Origin of the sequence: Desulfomicrobium macestii (genome assembly GCF_014873765.1) — a bacterium.
Taxonomy (GTDB): domain Bacteria; phylum Desulfobacterota; class Desulfovibrionia; order Desulfovibrionales; family Desulfomicrobiaceae; genus Desulfomicrobium; species Desulfomicrobium macestii.
This window is the reverse complement of record NZ_JADBGG010000023.1, coordinates 57,019-73,961: the sequence shown is the minus strand read 5'-3', so window position 1 is coordinate 73,961 and position 16,943 is coordinate 57,019. Positions and strand designations below refer to the sequence as shown.

Annotated in this window: 14 protein-coding genes; 12 read left to right on the top strand and 2 right to left on the bottom strand. The window is 59.9% G+C overall.

Annotated elements, in window-relative coordinates; translation table 11 throughout:
* The first annotated feature begins 293 nt into the window (after positions 1-293).
* Together H4684_RS14475 and H4684_RS14470 are read left to right on the top strand one after the other, a co-directional pair.
* The gene (locus H4684_RS14475; protein ID WP_192624287.1) at positions 294-476 is read left to right on the top strand and encodes a hypothetical protein; all 183 of its coding nucleotides are present in this window, start codon (positions 294-296) and stop codon (positions 474-476) included.
* A 91-nt stretch (positions 477-567) separates the two neighbouring features.
* A complete protein-coding gene (locus H4684_RS14470; RefSeq protein ID WP_192624286.1) occupies positions 568-1,332 on the top strand; it encodes a substrate-binding periplasmic protein in 765 nt (254 codons plus the stop codon).
* Between the two features lie 35 nt (positions 1,333-1,367).
* Here the strand turns inward: H4684_RS14470 and H4684_RS14465 are convergent, their stop codons facing one another.
* Positions 1,368-1,670 carry a hypothetical protein gene (locus H4684_RS14465; RefSeq protein ID WP_192624285.1) on the bottom strand — a complete coding sequence of 101 codons (303 nt, stop codon included), beginning with the start codon at positions 1,668-1,670 and terminating at the stop codon, positions 1,368-1,370.
* Positions 1,671-1,699: 29 nt separating this feature from the next.
* A complete protein-coding gene (locus H4684_RS14460; protein WP_225940452.1) occupies positions 1,700-1,852 on the bottom strand; it encodes a MarC family protein in 153 nt (50 codons plus the stop codon).
* Positions 1,853-2,351: 499 nt separating this feature from the next.
* On the opposite strand from H4684_RS14460, the gene H4684_RS14455 reads away from it, so the two are divergent.
* The 10 genes from H4684_RS14455 (at position 2,352) to H4684_RS14410 (ending at position 16,769) form a co-directional block, all read left to right on the top strand.
* Positions 2,352-3,248, top strand: a complete 897-nt coding sequence (locus H4684_RS14455; protein ID WP_192624284.1) for an AraC family transcriptional regulator — start codon at positions 2,352-2,354, stop codon at positions 3,246-3,248.
* Between the two features lie 272 nt (positions 3,249-3,520).
* Positions 3,521-3,745, top strand: a complete 225-nt coding sequence (locus tag H4684_RS14450) for a FeoA family protein (RefSeq protein ID WP_192624283.1) — start codon at positions 3,521-3,523, stop codon at positions 3,743-3,745.
* Positions 3,742-6,219, top strand: a complete 2,478-nt coding sequence (gene feoB, locus H4684_RS14445) for a ferrous iron transport protein B (protein ID WP_192624282.1) — start codon at positions 3,742-3,744, stop codon at positions 6,217-6,219. Before H4684_RS14450 ends, feoB begins: the two co-directional genes overlap by 4 nt.
* A gap of 36 nt (positions 6,220-6,255) precedes the next feature.
* Positions 6,256-6,570, top strand: a complete 315-nt coding sequence (locus H4684_RS14440) for a hypothetical protein (protein WP_192624281.1) — start codon at positions 6,256-6,258, stop codon at positions 6,568-6,570.
* Between the two features lie 18 nt (positions 6,571-6,588).
* Positions 6,589-7,392, top strand: a complete 804-nt coding sequence (locus H4684_RS14435; protein ID WP_192624280.1) for a DUF4198 domain-containing protein — start codon at positions 6,589-6,591, stop codon at positions 7,390-7,392.
* A gap of 311 nt (positions 7,393-7,703) precedes the next feature.
* Positions 7,704-8,753 (top strand): helix-turn-helix transcriptional regulator, encoded by a 1,050-nt coding sequence (locus H4684_RS14430; protein ID WP_192624279.1) that lies wholly within the window; start codon positions 7,704-7,706, stop codon positions 8,751-8,753.
* A 120-nt stretch (positions 8,754-8,873) separates the two neighbouring features.
* The gene (locus H4684_RS14425; RefSeq protein WP_192624278.1) at positions 8,874-10,679 is read left to right on the top strand and encodes an ABC transporter ATP-binding protein; all 1,806 of its coding nucleotides are present in this window, start codon (positions 8,874-8,876) and stop codon (positions 10,677-10,679) included.
* Between the two features lie 13 nt (positions 10,680-10,692).
* Positions 10,693-12,531 (top strand): ABC transporter ATP-binding protein, encoded by a 1,839-nt coding sequence (locus H4684_RS14420; protein ID WP_192624277.1) that lies wholly within the window; start codon positions 10,693-10,695, stop codon positions 12,529-12,531.
* The gene (locus tag H4684_RS14415; protein ID WP_192624276.1) at positions 12,510-13,397 is read left to right on the top strand and encodes an ATP-binding cassette domain-containing protein; all 888 of its coding nucleotides are present in this window, start codon (positions 12,510-12,512) and stop codon (positions 13,395-13,397) included. Before H4684_RS14420 ends, H4684_RS14415 begins: the two co-directional genes overlap by 22 nt.
* A complete protein-coding gene (locus H4684_RS14410) occupies positions 13,398-16,769 on the top strand; it encodes an ABC transporter permease (protein WP_192624275.1) in 3,372 nt (1,123 codons plus the stop codon). It abuts the gene before it with no gap.
* Positions 16,770-16,943 lie beyond the last annotated feature (174 nt).

The window sequence follows — 16,943 nt, the reverse complement described above, 5'->3', positions numbered from 1 at the left end:
GAAAAGCAAGTTCAATATACCGATATCATTGATTTATTTCAAGTGCAAAATGTTTCAAAACTGTATATTCAATGCAACTTTTTCACGGATTCAGGACAAAATATTATACACCCCCGGGCCTCTTCTAATTTATGACATTTTCCCCGACGCCACCTTTCTTCTTGCATATGCCAGAATCTGTTCGCTAATAGAAATGTATTACTTTTTTTGCAACTTTTTCTGAGCAGGACTGTTCATTAATCTTTACCGTACTTAGTATATAATTCATAAGTAAATAATTCTTCGCGGAGGAAATGCATGAAACTTTGTGGCAGCAAACGAAGCTTACAAGGCTCATCTGGCCACTGCTCGGCGTGATCGCCATGACCACGCCCATGGCCGAGAACAACACATATTTCATCTTCAACAAATCCGCCGGCAAAACAGACTTGCTGGCCAGGTTCAATGAAACTCTGGCGGCCATGAAGGCTGACTGAACCTTGGAAAAATTGGCAGTGGACAATCTCAAATAGCTACACCCATCGGCGCGGCGGGCAGCCGCCGCGCAACCGTATGCAGGGAGGCCCCATGGCAGGCAAAAACAACTTTTCGCTTTCGCTGCCCATGATGATTGTCTGCCTGGCCGGGCTGGTCACCCTGACAGGTTCGCGAGCCTTTTCCGGCATAATTATCACCTTTGACCGGGCCAATCCGCCATTCATGTATGAACACGAGGGCAATGCCACCGGACTGTACCCAGCGATCATTGCCAAGGCCTTCTGGCGGATGAACGAACCTGTTACCCTCATACCACTACCATGGAAGAGAGCCCAGGCAGGAGCAGATGAAGGAAAGTGGGGCATAGGTGGCTTATACTTGAATCAGCAACGGCTATGGAAGTATGATTACTCCACACCCATCTATGAAGAGCGCTTGATGGTCTACATGATGAAAACCAAGCGTTTCCCATTTCGTGAAATGAAGGACTTGCGCGGGAAACGAATCGGGGTCATGCGCGGCTGGACCTATGGCGACGGATTTGATGAGGCTGTGGCTGCGGGCTGGTTTGAAACGGTTCAGCTCAGCGACGACCGCAGTAATTTTCATCGTCTCCTGCTCGGCCGGGTCGACGCCGCGCTTGCCGCCCCCGAAACCTGGGATCTCATCCGCGCAGACGTCGACCCCGACGGCCAGATCATGGAGCTGGGCACCCCGCTGACCGTGAACAGAACCTATCTGAGCTTTCCCAAATCCCAGAACATGACCGATGTCTTGCAGCGATTCAACACGGAAATTCGCCGCATGCGGGAAGACGGTGCCATGGATCAGCTTGTGCAAACCTATCTGCGATGAAAATCTCGACAAGATTATACTTGCCACGCACATGATCAAGCCGGGTTGAGCAGAAATATTCTTGCGCTCCATTGCCGGGCAATCCACTCCGTAAACCGGTCCATCCTCGGCATGGGCTGGACCGTGGGGTGGTATTCAAACCTGGTCGCCTCGGATCCGAGGACCTTTCGAACCGTATTCCGGCTCAGATTGAAGTCCTTGACTATCTGCCGAATCGTCTTGCCGTCTCGACCACGGGCCAGCTTGATCTTGCGTATAGTCTCCACCGTCAGCATCTCCTTGCCCCCCTCAAAGTCGTTCAGTCGGAAGACCTTGAAGGGCTTGCCGGGGTGGGTCATTATTCCATGCCGATTCACAAAGCGAAATACTAGCCTAAAAAGTTGACTATTCCGGCGAAGACAATCTGAGCTGCCATGGCCGAAAGAACCAGTCCCGTGATTTTGGTCATGATGGAGAGACCAACGGATCCGAGCACATTCTTAAGCACACGTGCCGAGCCAAGAAGAACTCCAACACACAAACAGGAAAAAAAATGGCGGAAAAGGAACTATAGGACCAAAAAAACGCTTAAAAAAAACTAACGCTCAAAGTTATTGTGTTGACTTTTTTTTCCCGTCAGTCATCACAAAAAGTTCATAACAACAATGCTTATAATCAATAACTACTTAATATCCTAGTTTTTTCTAACTTAACGATAAGACTTGCCTAATTCATATTCCGACAAAAGACCCGCCTCAAAAGCCAACTGAGCTTGAATATAATCTCAAAACGCCATGGCGAGCCCCCCCTGCAACAGACTACAGGTATGGCCAGCTTAATTATTTCATTTGATTACAGATAATTGTCAGACTTACTTCCAGGATCAAGTAAATTTTACTCCAAAAAAAAATTCAATTTTGACAAGAACCTACTTGCCAGCAGAACTGAATCTGGAATAGGAGGCGTCGTAAATTATTCAACATGTCTAATTTTATTTTCCGTATCATCCAATCCCCGGACCAAGCGAGACGAGCAAGCAAATGCAAAAAAAGACCACCATTCAGAACACCCAGGACGACACACAGCCAACCGAAAACAAATGGTTTTTCGAAGGGTTCCGGGTATCTTTCCGTGATCTTGCCACGGAAGCGGAAGACGAAATCCTCCCGACAAAGGACATGAACACCTGCTGGATGGCCATATGCCTCAATGGTGACCTGCGGGTCAGCGTCACGGGTGCCGGAAACAATGACGAGCTATGTATCCCCCAAGGCAACTGCCTGTTGCAATACGAGCCCGGGAAATGCCTGTGCAACAAATGTATGAGGGAACAGCAGGTGCAACTGCTCGAAATCGTTTGCCCAGCCAAGGACCTGCAAAGACTGATCGGTGACACCCCCCTGGGCCACGACCTGCAGGCGGCCATGATCAATGGACGCCCCATGCACGTCCACCGGCCCATGACCAGCTCCATCCGCCAGGCCCTTGCCGGACTGCGCGAGACCATCAGCACGGGCGAGCAGGGCTCGGCTCCGCTGGTTCTGTCCAAGACCCTGGAGATGGTCTGGCATTTCACGCATTCCGGCGGACAGGATGTCAGCGCGCAAATTCCCTCCGAGACCCTGCGCGCTGTGGACAGGGCCAAATCCATTCTTGAGGCGAACATGGAAAATCCACCCGACCTCGAATCGTTGGCCAGCCAGGTAGGTATGAGCCTCTCCAAACTCAAGCAGGTTTTCCCAATGGCCTGCGGCATGCCGCCATACGCCTACCTGCGGCTGCTGCGCATGGAGATGGCCATGCGCCTGCTGCGCGACGAAGGCCGGAGCGTAACAGAGACGGCGCTGGAAGTGGGGTACTCCAACCTCAGCCATTTTTCCAAAACCTTTGTCGAACATTTCGGGCTCAAGCCATCGCAGGCCAGAAAATCAGGCTGAAAGTCTTTTTTGCATGGCCGCTAACGGCATCTCTGGCTTCTACCGTTAATTTTATGGCCTCAAGAGTTAGACATTTCTACCTGCTTATCTAAAAAACACACCTGTCTAAATTTATTTGACCAATAAAAATAAATTGTTGTGATTTGCTCATCATTTTCGCCCACGGAAAAAGTTTGCTGCTTAATCATTTACAATGACGAATTGCGCTCTGCCAGCAACCGGCAAGCAGAGCTTGATACATACGCAACCAACGATCTCCAGGAGACGACGACATGGTCCTCAGCGATCTCATTCCAGGCAACTCATGCACGATCACGAATCTGTACGCCACTGACAGGCTTGGCCAACGCCTGCTGGACCTGGGCATCTTTCCGGGGGCGTCGATCAAGGTGCTGCGCAACGCCCCTCTGGAGGACCCCATGGAAGTCGAGATTGGGGGTATGCTATTGAGTCTTCGCCACGAAGAAGCCAGCTTCGTGGAGGTTCAGCTCAAGTGACGGTTCAAACACGACTCGTGGCGCTGGCAGGCCAGCCCAACTGCGGCAAATCCACCGTGTTCAACATGCTCACCGGCGCGCACCAGCACGTGGCCAACTATCCCGGTGTCACCGTGGAGAAGAAGACTGGCCGATTCAGCGTCGAAGGTGTCCGGGTCAACCTGGTGGACCTGCCCGGAACGTACAGCCTGACTTCCTACTCACTGGAGGAGAGGGTTGCTCGCAACTTTCTGCTCGAAGAAAAGCCCGATGTCTGCATCAACGTGGCCGACGTATCGACCCTGCGGCGCAGCCTGGCCCTGACCCTGCAGCTCATGGAGATGGACCGGCCCGTGATTCTGGCCCTGAACATGATGGACAAGGCCAAAAAGGACGGAGTGGAGTTCGACCTGCACCTCATGGAGGAGCGACTGAACATTCGCGTGGTTCCCGTGGCCGCGGCCCGGGGCGAGGGAAAAAGTCTGCTCATGAAGGCGGTCATTGCCGAATCCAAGGCCGCCAGGCATCCCAGACAGGTAGATTATGGGCCGCTGGAGGAAAAGATCCAGGCTCTCGAAAACTGGATGCGCCGCGAGTCTGCAAATCCGGCACTGCCCCACCGCTGGCTGCGCATCAAACTTCTGGAAAAAGACGAATTTGCCCTGGAACATGTCCGCGTCAACATCCACAATGGCGACCGCCTCGTCGACATGGCCGGAAGACTCGCACAGGAATTCGAGGAAGAGACCGGCGAATCGGTGTCCCGGCACCTTGCCTCATGCCGCTACAAGCTGGCCGACGAGATCGTGTCCTCCTGTCAGAAGCACTCCTTTTCTTCACGGAGCATGACCAACAGAATAGACGCAGTAGTCTGTCACAAGTTGCTCGGCCCCTGCATTCTGTTGGGAATCATCTATCTGCTCTACCAACTCTCCATCGTGCAGGGCTACAACCTGACCAACTACACATGGCCCATCCTGGCCAAGTTCAAGGAACTGTGCGGTCTGGCCCTGCCAGCATCCGGTTTCATCGACGACCCCATGGTGCGCGCCCTGGGCTTGTGGGTCGTGGACAGCGTCAACGCCCTGCTCAACTACATCCCCATTTTCCTGATACTGTTCACCCTCATCGCCATTCTGGAGGACAGCGGCTACATGCCTCGCATGGCCTTCATCCTGGACAGGCTGTTACAGCGCTTCGGCCTGCACGGACAGGCAACGCTGCCCCTGGTCCTGGGCGGAGTCTATGTAGGCGGCTGCGCCGTCCCGGCGGTCATGTCCACCAAGGCCGTGCCCGACCACCGTGCAAGGCTGGCCACAATCCTGATCATCCCCATGCTCAACTGCCTGGCCAAGGTTCCCCTCTACATCCTGCTCATCGGCGCCTATTTCGCCCAGCATCAGGCCCTGGCCATGTTTTTCATTTCCACCATCAGCCTGCTCATGGCCCTGCCTGTGGCCAAGCTGCTGACGCTTACCGTCCTGAAAAAACAGGAGAGCGCTCCCTTCATCATGGAGATGCCGGACTATCACCTGCCCACCGTCGGTGGTGTGCTGCGCCCCGCGCTGCAAAAGGTCTGGCTCTTCGTCAAGAAGATCACCTCCGTCGTCGCGGCCGTGGCCGTCATTGTTTTCGCTCTACTGCGCTTTCCCGGGGTCGGGGAAGAATCCATGCGTGAATTCGAAACCAGGGGCGATCAGGCCCAAACCGCCTTCATGCGGATAGTGGAGAAATCCCCTCTGCAGGACACTTTCAGGCAGGACGAAATCCCGGAACTGCTCGAATTCGAGGCCGCCTATAAGCAGGCCAAGATCAGGGCGGCTTCGGCGGAGGACGCAGCCAGGGTCGACCAGCGCTTCGAGGAACGCAGCGCCGTGTACCTGACCATGGTCAAGGGCCAGCCCGCCGAGGAATACGGCAAGATCAGCCGGGGCCTGCGCGGCCTGCTGCGAGAACGCAAACTGATCCGTATGGACGTGCAAAAGGCGCGCATAGACTCCAGTTTCCTTGGACGCATCGGCCAGGCCATGGAACCCGTGACCCAGTGGGCCGGATTCACCTGGCGCATCAACGTGGCCCTGCTCTCGGCCCTGGCCGCCAAGGAAAACACCGTGGCCACCCTTGGCGCTCTGTACCAGCAAGACGCCGATGCTCCGAACAGCGACCTGTCCGCGTCGATGAAGGCAACCGAATCGGGCTTCACGTCCCTGCATGCCCTGGCGCTCATGCTGTTCATGGTGCTCTACCCGCCCTGCCTGGCCACCCTTGTCACCATCAAACTGCAAAGCGGATCATGGGGGTACATGCTTTTTTCCCTGGGAGGCCAGATCGCCCTTGGCATCGCGGTGGCCGTACTTGTCTTCACCGGGGGCAATCTCCTTGGTCTCACCGGCCTGCAGGCGATGATAGCCTTTTACGGACTGGCCCTGGCTCTGGCCGTGGGCGCGGCCATGCTCCCAAATCCACCACTTGAACCTGATCCGGGTCACCCCTGACCCGGAATGCAAACCATTTATAATAAAGGAGTTGTCATGACCAAAAAAATCATTCCCTTCATCTTCGCCCTGCTGCTTATCGGCGCAGTTTCGGCTTCGGCCCATACGCCCTTGTGCTCCTGCTGGGATAATGGCGACGGCACCGTGACTTGCGAAGGCGGATTCTCGGACGGTTCCTCCGCTGCGGGCGTGGGCATCACGGTTTTTGACGCTGCCCAGGCCGCCATCGAATCCGGCAAGATGAGCGAAACCTCGGAGTTCACATTCAAGAAGCCCGCCGGCGATTACAGTGTCAAGTTCGATGCCGGTGAAGGGCATCAGATCGTCATCCCCGGTTCCCAAATCCACTAATCCCCGCAAGGAGTAACCATGAAAAAGAAAAGCCTCGTCCTATCTGCCTTGCTGGCCATCTTCGCCTTCGCTTCCCCGGCCCTGGCCCATTTTCAGATGGTCTACACCCCGGAATCGGCACTGGAGAAAGGCGGTGACCTGCCCCTGAAGATGGTTTTTACCCACCCCTTTGAAGCCGGACACACCATGGACATGGAGCAGCCCCTGAAGTTCGAGGTACTGCACAAGGGTGAGACCAAGGACCTGACCTCCACCCTGAAACCCATCACCTGGAAGAGCCTGACCAACGAAGGCAAGGCCTTTGAAACGTCCCACGCCCTGCGCGGCATGGGCGACTGGGTCTTCGCCCTGACTCCGGCCCCGTACTTCGAGGCCAACGAAGACGCCTACATCCAGCAGTTCACCAAGGTCGTGGTCAACGCCGCCGGCGCGCCCACGGATTGGGACGCCGAACTGGGTCTGCCGGCCGAAATCGTCCCCTTGGACAAGCCCTACGGCCTGTGGGCCGGCAACGTATTCCGAGGCATCGTCAAAGGCGGCGGCGAGCCCGTGCCCTTTGCCGAGATCGAGGTCGAATTCCTGAACCACGAGCCCGACATGAAGGCCAACAAATTCGGCGAAAAAGCCGCGATCGAAGCTCCGCATGACAGTCTGGCCGTGCAGACCATCAAGGCCGACGCCAACGGCGTATTCGTCTACGCCCTGCCCAAGGCCGGCTGGTGGGGATTTGCAGCCCTGGGGGCAGGCCCCGTTGACAAATACAAGGACAAGGAACTGTCCCAGGACGCCGTGATCTGGGTCCAGGCCAAGCCCATGCCCTAGCCTCTTTTTCTCCTCCCTGGCCCGTTCTTCGGTATCCGAAGGGCGGGCCTTTTCTTTTACGCCGAAGCAGCTCAACCTCGCCTCACCGCAACCATGCTCGCCCTGCCGGGCCTCAAGTGACTGGCCACGCCAAACCCTGGCTTTCATCGGCAATTTTATGGCCGCGAACGTTAGACAAGACTAATTTTGCGCATAGTATCTAACTTGTGTGACACTCATATTCCGACCAGCGAACAGATACGATCAGCCAAGCGCGAACTCTGTGAATGTCCAAAAAAGTCCGTCATACCCCAACCAATGCAGGTTTGCCCATGTACAACCTTGACCCTTGCGCAGGAACGACTTCTCATTCAAATCCATCCATCGTGGAATTTTACAGGCGTTACTATCTTTCAGAAGGTTTTTTTATCGAAACGCCTCCATCGTCCGGTCCTCACGCTGCCCGTCTGCGCCTGGAACTGGCCTCCGAAACCGGCAACGGCTGGACAGAGATGCTCCAGATCAACCAGGGCCTGGGAGTGGGCATGTGCGACTACGAGCTCTTTCGAACCATCGAAGGCGGCCATCACACAGCCAGGGAAACCGTCTGCTTCAACCTCATGATGACCGGTGAATTCGAGGTCATTATCCCGGAAACTAACCGACGAGAAACCATCCGTGGCGGCGAACTCTGGTTGTGCCGCAATTTTGCCGAGTGCCTGCGCTACAGCCAGCCATCGCACCGCGTCATCCGGGGCTTGTCCATCGAATTACCCCGTCCCATGATCGAAGCCTGGCTAGGCGACGCCCACTGCGGTATGAGCCGGAGCCTGGAAATGATTTTGCGCGGCAACGCTTCCGCCTGCGACCTGAGCGGCCTGGGCATGCATCCGTTATCCCGCTGCGCCGACCAAACCGCCCCGCTGGTCCAGGCCGCTGCCCGAATCCTGGCCTCGAAGCGAGACACGATCTGCGGACGCCTGCATTTTGAATCATTGGCCCTGGACCTCTTGACCCAATTTCTGGCCTTCGATTACCCGCTTCAGACCCTGGCCATGCCCCGCGCGAATCCGGCCATCGACGACGCCGTCGACATCCTTAAGACGGAGTGGTCTGACCCGCCGACCATAGCGACTCTTGCCCGCCGCGTGGGCCTGAACGAATGCTATCTCAAGGCCGGATTCCGCCGCCGTACCGGTCAGTCCATCGGCGAATTCGTGCGTGCATTGCGAATGGAAAATGCCCTGGAACTGATCGAATCAGGACAGGCCTCCATTCTACAGGCCGCCCTGGCCGTGGGCTACTCCAACCCCAGCCATTTCAGCACGGCCTTCAAACGCCACCACGGCCGCCTGCCGTCCTCCTACCTGCCGAGAGCATAAAAGTCAGGGGCACGGGGTGCCCCTTCTTTCCCGATCGCGGCACTCTTTCTCCCTCCCGGGGTGGAAAATCCGCCACTGATCTTCCATGGTCTCCTGGAACCAAATTCCCGGAGGTCCTGCATGAACACATCCACCTGCGACACGTGCGCCAGCCATTACGAATCGGCCCAGCCCGCGCCCAAACGCGGCATTTGGGCCCTGATGCGGCCGGTGCAGCAACGCATTCATCTAGCCATGGGCCTGGCCGCACTGGGCGCAGTGTCCGGCCTGGCCGCAGTAGCCGTGCTGGCCGTGGTCATCGCCCAGCTACTCGGCCCTGATCCCAGGCCCTGGTCATGGGCCGTGCTGGCCGTCCTGCTGACTGGAGCCAGCTTCTTCCTGCGCAATCAGGCCTTTACCCTATCTCACATGGCTGCCTTTCACCTGGAAACCATCCTGCGAACAGACCTGGCCGAACGAATGGCTCGCGTACCTCTGGGCTATCTGCTCCAGATCGGGACCGGAGCCCTGACCAAGGTCATGCAGGATGACGTCAAAAGTCTGCACGCCTTTGTGGCCGACACCACCCCCATGATCGGCCGCTGCGTGGCCACTCCCCTGGCCACATTGGCCCTGATGCTCTTCATAGACTGGCGCCTGGCCCTGCTGGCCCTTGGGCTCCTGGGGCTCGGAATTCTGACCATGCGTCTGGCCATGCGCGACCACGTGGAACTACAGCGCCGCTACGACGACGAGCGCGAACGCATCAACAACGCGGTCATCGAATTTGTCCAGGCCATGCCCGTGGTCCGGACCTTTGACGACGGCGCTACGTCTTTCGGGCGCTACCAGAAGGCCCTGGACGGATTCCGGGACGTCCTGGCCAAATGGCTGGAGGTTTCGGCGGTCAGCGCCAAGATCAGCATCCTCATCCTCGGTCCTCTGCCGACCCTGTTGGCCCTGACTCTGGGCGGCATGTTGCTCTTCACGGGCGGCAGCCTCGACTTTCCCGACTGGGCCGCGGCCCTGCTCCTGGGCACGGGCATGGCCGAATCGCTCATGCCGCTCATGTGGATCAACCATTTCATCCGCAAGGCCAGCGCCAGCGCCCTGCGCATCCAGGAACTGCAGGCCGTGCCCATGCTGCCTGTGTCCATGGGCCGCCGGAAACCGCGCGACGCGTCCGTATCCTTTGAGCAGGTCCGATTCGCTTACGAGGGGCGGGCTGACAATGCCCTGGATGGTGTCAGCTTTCACGTCCCCGCAGGATCCATCACGGCTCTGGTCGGACCGAGCGGCGCGGGCAAGACCACGGTAGCCCGACTCATTCCGCGTTTCTGGGACGTGGCCGACGGCTCGGTGCGGATCGGCGACGCCGACGTACGCGACATCCGGCCCGAGGATTTGATGCGCCACGTGTCCTTTGTCTTCCAGGACACCTTCCTCTTCAACGACACCATCGCCGCCAATATCCGCATGGGCCGACCCGAGGCCACGGACACTGAGGTCGAAAACGCGACGCGGGCGGCCCAGGCTCATGACTTCATCGCGGCCCTGCCCCAAGGTTACCATACCCTGGCCGGAGATCGGGGGGTGCGGCTGTCCGGGGGGCAGCGCCAGCGCATCACCATTGCCCGGGCCATTCTGCAGAACTGCCCGGTGGTGGTCCTGGACGAAGCCACGGCTTTTGCCGACCCGGAAAACGAGGCCGCCATCATCACGGCCCTGGCCAATCTCATGCGCGGCCGCACGGTCATCATCATCGCCCACCGCCTTTCAACCATCCGCGACGCCGACCAGATCGTGGTTCTGGACCGGGGCCAAATGGTCGAACAGGGGCGTCACGATGACTTGGTCACCGCGAACGGCGTGTATGCCGGGCTGTGGCGGAGCTACGAACAAGCCCAGGGCTGGACTCTGGGTCGCAACGACACAAACCGAGCCTGACCAGGAGCAGCCCATGAATACAACTACCGACACTCTCCGTCCCGTTCCCTCTCTGGCCGAAACCTGGCGGCGCATGCAGCTCGCAGCCGGAAAACAGGCTCCGTGCCTGCGCCGGAGCATGCTCTTTTCCGTACTCTCGGCCGTGGTTCAAGGGCTGGCCTTTGCCGCCTTCTACCCTCTACTGGCAGCCATGTTGGCCACACCCGCCAACCTGTCCCAAGCGGCCTGGTGGCTGGCCTTTCTGAGCCTGTGTACCGCCGCCGACGGGGTGCTACGCTGGAAGGCGCGAGAGTTCGACTATTCCAGCGCCCTGGCCGACGTGACCCACGACCTGCGCGTGAGCCTCGGCAAGCAGTTGCGGCGCATGCCCCTTGAAGAGCTGTATCGCAAACGCACGGGCGAACTTTCGGCCGTCCTGGCCGGCAATGTCGACGAGGTCATCACGCCCATGGGGATGATCTCCTCGACATTCATCACCTCCATCATCACCCCGGCCGTGGCCCTGATCGCAACGGCCTTCGTGGACTGGCGCATGGCACTGGCCATGCTCGTGCTCGTACCCCTGGCCACGCCGGTATATCGTCGTCGTCGCGGCAACGCCGGGCAAAAAATGCGAATTCTGGCCGAGGCCCATGCCCGCACCTCCGCCGAACTAATTGAATATGCCCAAGGTCTACCCGTCCTGCGAGCCACGGGCCAGACCGGAGCCAGGTCCACGCGTCTGCGGGAGTCCCTGGAGCATCTGCGCTCGGTTCAGGAAAAGGCCCAGCTGCGTGACGTGAAGAGCAGTCTTCTGGCCTCGTCCGTGGTTCAAATCGGCCTCATCCTGGCCATGATCCTGGGCGTGTGGTTCATCCTGACCGGAAGCCTGGACGTCGCCGCCCTGACCGCCCTTCTCGTGGTCGTGGCCCGTTTCGCCGAACCCCTGGCCATAACCTTCAATCTGGCCGACGCCTTCGACTACATGGAAGCCGGTTTCGAACAGGTTGAGCAACTCCTGGCCGTGCCGCCCCTGCCCGTGCCGACTCCGGCCAGGACGCCCGAAACCTTTGACATCCACTTTGAAAACGTGAGGTTCTGCTACGCCGACACTTGCCACCCCGTTCTGGACGACATCAGTTTCACCCTGCCCCAACGCTCGCTCACGGCCCTGGTCGGCCCGTCCGGATCGGGCAAGACCACGATCACGCGCCTCATCATGCGCTACGCCGACCCGCAGAACGGAACCGTGCGCATTGGCGGCACGGATCTTCGCGACATGGAACCCGAGACCATCATGCGCCACGTGTCCGTGGTCTTTCAGGATGTCTACCTCTTCGACGACACCATTCTGAACAACATCCGCATGGGCCGCGCCGACGCCACCGACGCCGAAGTCGAGGACGCGGCCAGGGCCGCCCACTGCCACGAATTCATCTCCCGCTTGCCCGAGGGCTACGAGACCCGAGTCGGCGACATCGGCGGCTGCCTGTCCGGAGGCGAGCGGCAGCGCATCAGCATCGCCCGAGCCATCCTCAAGAACGCGCCCATCGTCATCCTGGACGAACCCACGGCGGCGCTGGACACCGAAAGCGAGGTCGCGGTGCAGCGGGCCATCGACGTCCTGGTCCAGGACAGGACCGTCATCGTCATCGCCCACCGCCTCTCGACCATTGTCGGCGCGGACACCATTCTGGTCCTGGATGCAGGAAGCGTGGTCGAACAGGGTAAACACCGAGAATTGCTGAAAGCCGACGGCCGTTACCGAGCCATGTGGAACGCCCAGGGCCTGGCCAAGGACTGGCATCTGCACAGTGCATTGCCACAAACCATCAATCGCGAGGAGACCGCATGTCCACAACCCACGGCCTGACCATTCGGGGCCTGACCAAAACCTACGCGGGCGGGGTCAAGGCCCTGGCCGGCATCAACCTGGATGTCGAACCCGGACTGTACGGCCTGCTCGGGCCCAACGGGGCTGGCAAGAGCTCACTCATGCGCACCCTGGCCACCCTGCAGTCTCCCGATACCGGACAGATCGGACTTGACGGCGTCGATGTCCTGGCCGACCCCGGCCACCTGCGACAGCGCCTGGGCTATCTGCCCCAGCAGATCGGCGCCTATCCCGGTGTCATCGGACGAAAACTCCTCGAACGTTTCGCCTGGCTCAAGGGCCGGACCGATAAACGGCAACGCCTGTTTGAAGTGGAAAGCCTGTTCGAACGCGTCAACCTCAGCGGCGCGGCCCACCGCGAGGTATCGACCTATTCAGGCGGCATGTTGCGGCGCTTCGGCATTGCCATGGCCCTGATCGGCTCTCCGCGTCTGCTCATCGTTGACGAACCGACGGCAGGACTCGACCCGGCCGAACGCAACCGGTTTCACCGGGTTCTGGCCGACGTCGCGGCGGAAGCGGTCGTCCTGCTCTCCACGCACATCGTCGAGGACGTCGAAAACCTGTGCGGCCGCCTGGCCATAATGGCCAAAGGCACCATCGTCGCCGAGGGCGCGTCGGCCGAACTTACCGACCGGTTGCAGGGTCAACTCTGGTCGCGCGTGGTTCCGCGCGGCCAAATCCTTCCACCCGCGGTGCGCCTGACCGCCGCTCCCACCGGAACCCTGGCCGTGGTTCTCAAAGACCAGCGCCCCGGTCCGGATTTCGAGCCCCACCGGGCAACCTTGGAAGACGCCTACCATGTGGCCCTGGCCGACGCTGGCGTGGCCGACGAGGAGGCTTAGATGAACTTCTTTTTACGTGAGGCCTGGAACGAATTCCGGGCCGGACTGAGAGGCGGCGTGCTGCCTCTCGTCTACCTCGTGCTGAGCGGCTACATTCTAATTGTCATGACCAGCGCCGAGAATCTGCAAAAAATGGGCGCGATGGATATCCCGCGCAATGCGCCGGGACTGGTCTATCTGATGACCTCGGGCGACGCCTTCTTCCTGTTCTTCGCCTGGGCCTGGATCTTTGCCCAGCCCATCGTGCGCGATCGCAACGTGCAACTGCATGAAGTCGTCCTCGCCGCGCCCATCTCTCTGCGCAGCCTGCTGGCCGCACGCTACACAGGCGCCCTCGGAGTAGCGCTCCTGCTCGGCACCTCGCAGATTCTGGGCTTTCTGGCCGCCCCACTGCTCGAAGCCATCGGCGCGGTGCCGCCCGGCTCCGTGGCCAACGCGCCGTGGATGGCCTTCGGCTGGGCCGCGCTCGTTTTCACCTTGCCGCTGGCGGCCGGAGCTGGTGCCCTGTACTTCGTGGCCGCACTGCGCACCCGAGGCGTCGGCGGGCCCTTTGCAGTGGCCGCCCTGCTCATGGCCTTCTGGATGGTCTCCATGATCGTCTTCAAAGAAGGGCATGCCGACCCTTTTCTGGTGACGATCCTTGATCCTTCGGGCTTTGCAGAGGCCGAGCATCAAGTGGTGGACCAATGGACACCGCACCAGAAAAGCACCGCCTTGCTGGCACTGACGCCGGCTCTGCTATGGAACCGACTGATCTGGGGAGCAGTACCTCTGGCGTTCCTGGCAATCTCCATCATCCGGACAACAAGGGAATCGCTGATACTTGGGCGAGGCGTGCAACATCCATCCCCGCGCCGGAACAATCGTACCCGCCTCCCCATTGCCATCCCCGACGCCCAGCCCTGCCCCACTGTTACGACCTCTTGGTGTCGGGCCGTGATCGCCGAATCCCGCTGGCAGATCCGACAGATCATCGCCAGCCGCGGTCTGTGGATCGCCATGGGATTTCTTGTCCTGCTGGCGGTCGCGGCAGGATTCGCCCACGGCGTCCACCACGCCTATGGCCCCATGGTCGCGCGGACCGAATATGTGTCTCCGGTTCTGCTTCGCACCTTCTACCTGATCGTCGTCTTCATGGTCGCGGCCATGGTCGGCATGGCAGCCCGCCGCGACGAACAGCCAGGACTGTCCGAAATGTTCGATGCCGCCCCGGCACCGGATTCGGTGCGACTGACCGGACGCGCCGTCGCCTCCCTGGCCATCGCTGTCATCTGTTCACTCATTCCGGCCGTTGGCGCGATCATCACGGGCCTGCTCACCACACAGGGCATCTCGCTCATGCTGCCGGTACTCCATCAGATGATGGTGCTACTGCCCGCCATCCTGGAAATGGCCGCCATCACCCTGCTCCTGCACGCCGTGATCCGCCATCCGGGAACCGCCCATGCGGCCGCGATCCTGGCCGCCTTCATCATGGTGGTCAATTTCGAGGTAGGGCTGGTCAATTACCCGCCCTGGCAGATAGGTCGCGGCGTCGACATTGCCCTCTCGGGCCTGACCGGTTTCTCGGTCTGGATCGAAAAAATTCTGGCGATCAACAGTTTCAAGCTCGCGCTCATCATCACGATCATTGCCCTGGCGGCTGCCGTCAACCGACGTGGAACCGACGAAGGATGGCGGCCCAGGATGCGTCAATTCCGTGCAGGTCTGCTTGGACGGCCCGGAATGGCCGTGGTTGTCGGCATGATCGCCTTGGCTGGCTGCTCGATCTGGCTGCACCAACGCTACGTAACCGAGGGAGGCTACGAAACCGAGGAGCAGCGCCTGGCCAAGGACGCAACCTGGGAGTCCCGATGGCTGTCGCGCCAGGGGAATTTCTCGGTGCAGGGCGGAGAGGTCGTCCTCACCATTGTGCCGGAGGCGGGGGAACTGCATGGTCAGTGGCGGCTGGAAGGCGTAAGCGCCGCCGGAGAGGAAATTCACGCCCTGCTGCCGACCGGCTTTGAACTGCTTGGTGCGCAGGTCGATGGGCTAAACGTCACAGCCACGGTGGACGACGACCATCTTGCCCTTCCCCTGCCAAATGGCCGGAGTACAGGATGCACGATTGATCTCTCCTGGCGTCTGCCCGCCTCGGGATGGAACACGGGCGGCCACAGCGATCTGGCGCAGCCGTCCTGGCTGGTCGGCGATTCGTTCTGGCTGCGGGCCGCAGACGTCATGCCCCGCCTGGGGTTCGATGCAAAGCGGGTCATCCGTACGGCGGCGGACCGTTCCCGCCTGGGCCTGCCGAAAGAATTCACACTGCCGTTCTATGGAGCCTCCCTGGCGCATGCCGCTGCCGCGCCGACCGGGCAGTGGATCTGGCGGGTCGAAATCAAAGGACGCGAAGCCGACATCCGCCACGGCCAGCTTGATGGTCTGCTCGATTTTGCCGCACAGACATTCCCAAATGCCCGACGAACCCAGGTGGATGGAGTGACCCTGGTTCACGACAATGCCCGCGGCCAGGACGCACTGGCCATCGCCCAGGACCTTTCGGCCATGAGTGTCTGCGTCGCCCGCCGCCTGGGCCGAGCACCGATCATAGACACCGTGGCCCAATGGCCGCGAGGCTTGCCTACAGGTTCCGGCGACGCTGCTGTAGCCGGAACCATGCTCCTGCTGGCCGAAGAGCCCCACTGGGATGTCGCCGACACGGGAACCGGCCGCCTGGCCCGGCGCGCCGACATCGCCGCCGCCCTGGCCAGACGCGCGATCGGCGATGCCTCGGATCTGCGCGAAGGTGAGGGCGGCCTCTGGATCGGCGATGGGCTGGCCGGTGCCATCGGTCTTCTGTGCGTTGCGGAAACGGATGGCACCGAAGCCCTGCTCGCCCTCCTGTCACGCGGGGCCCAGAGCACCACCAAAGCCCTGGCCGGAGCCGAAAACCCGGTCGGACCGCTGGCACTGGCCGTGCACGATAAATGGGGTGCCGACTATGCCTCCCTGGCGGCCATGCAATGGGCATCCAGGCTGTCCCCGCAAGACATCGAGGCGTTGGCTGAGTCCGTGCGCCGAAGCGGCGACATTGCCGGATCTCTGGCCGGAATGTTTGGAGAAGACGACGCCAAGCGCTATCTCGGGCCGCCGAGCGCCGTGGACCTTCATGTCCAGGACGACGGGACCGGAGGTGAACGCTGGACGTGGCAAGGCGGCGGTTGGCAGACTCAGGATGCCAAACCGGTTCCGCGCGGCATCAGCACGAAGAACGGCCGTCTTGTCTGGACAGACGTACCGACATCCCCGGCCGCTTCCACCCTCATGCTCGACGATTGGCCGGCCTACGAACGAGAGCCCAAGGACAACATGGCGTCCGGTCGTACCCGATGAAAACCGCAGTCCCGGCCGAATATTTTTCCGGTCGGGACTGCATTCTTTCCATTCACCGCCGCAGCCTCGACCTTGGCAGATGAGAATCCGCCAAAACGAAGGGCGGATAAGAGTCAACCACGACCCTTTCCCGGCCGGGGTAAAATTATTCCCGTTTGGGGTGGAGAAGTTAGA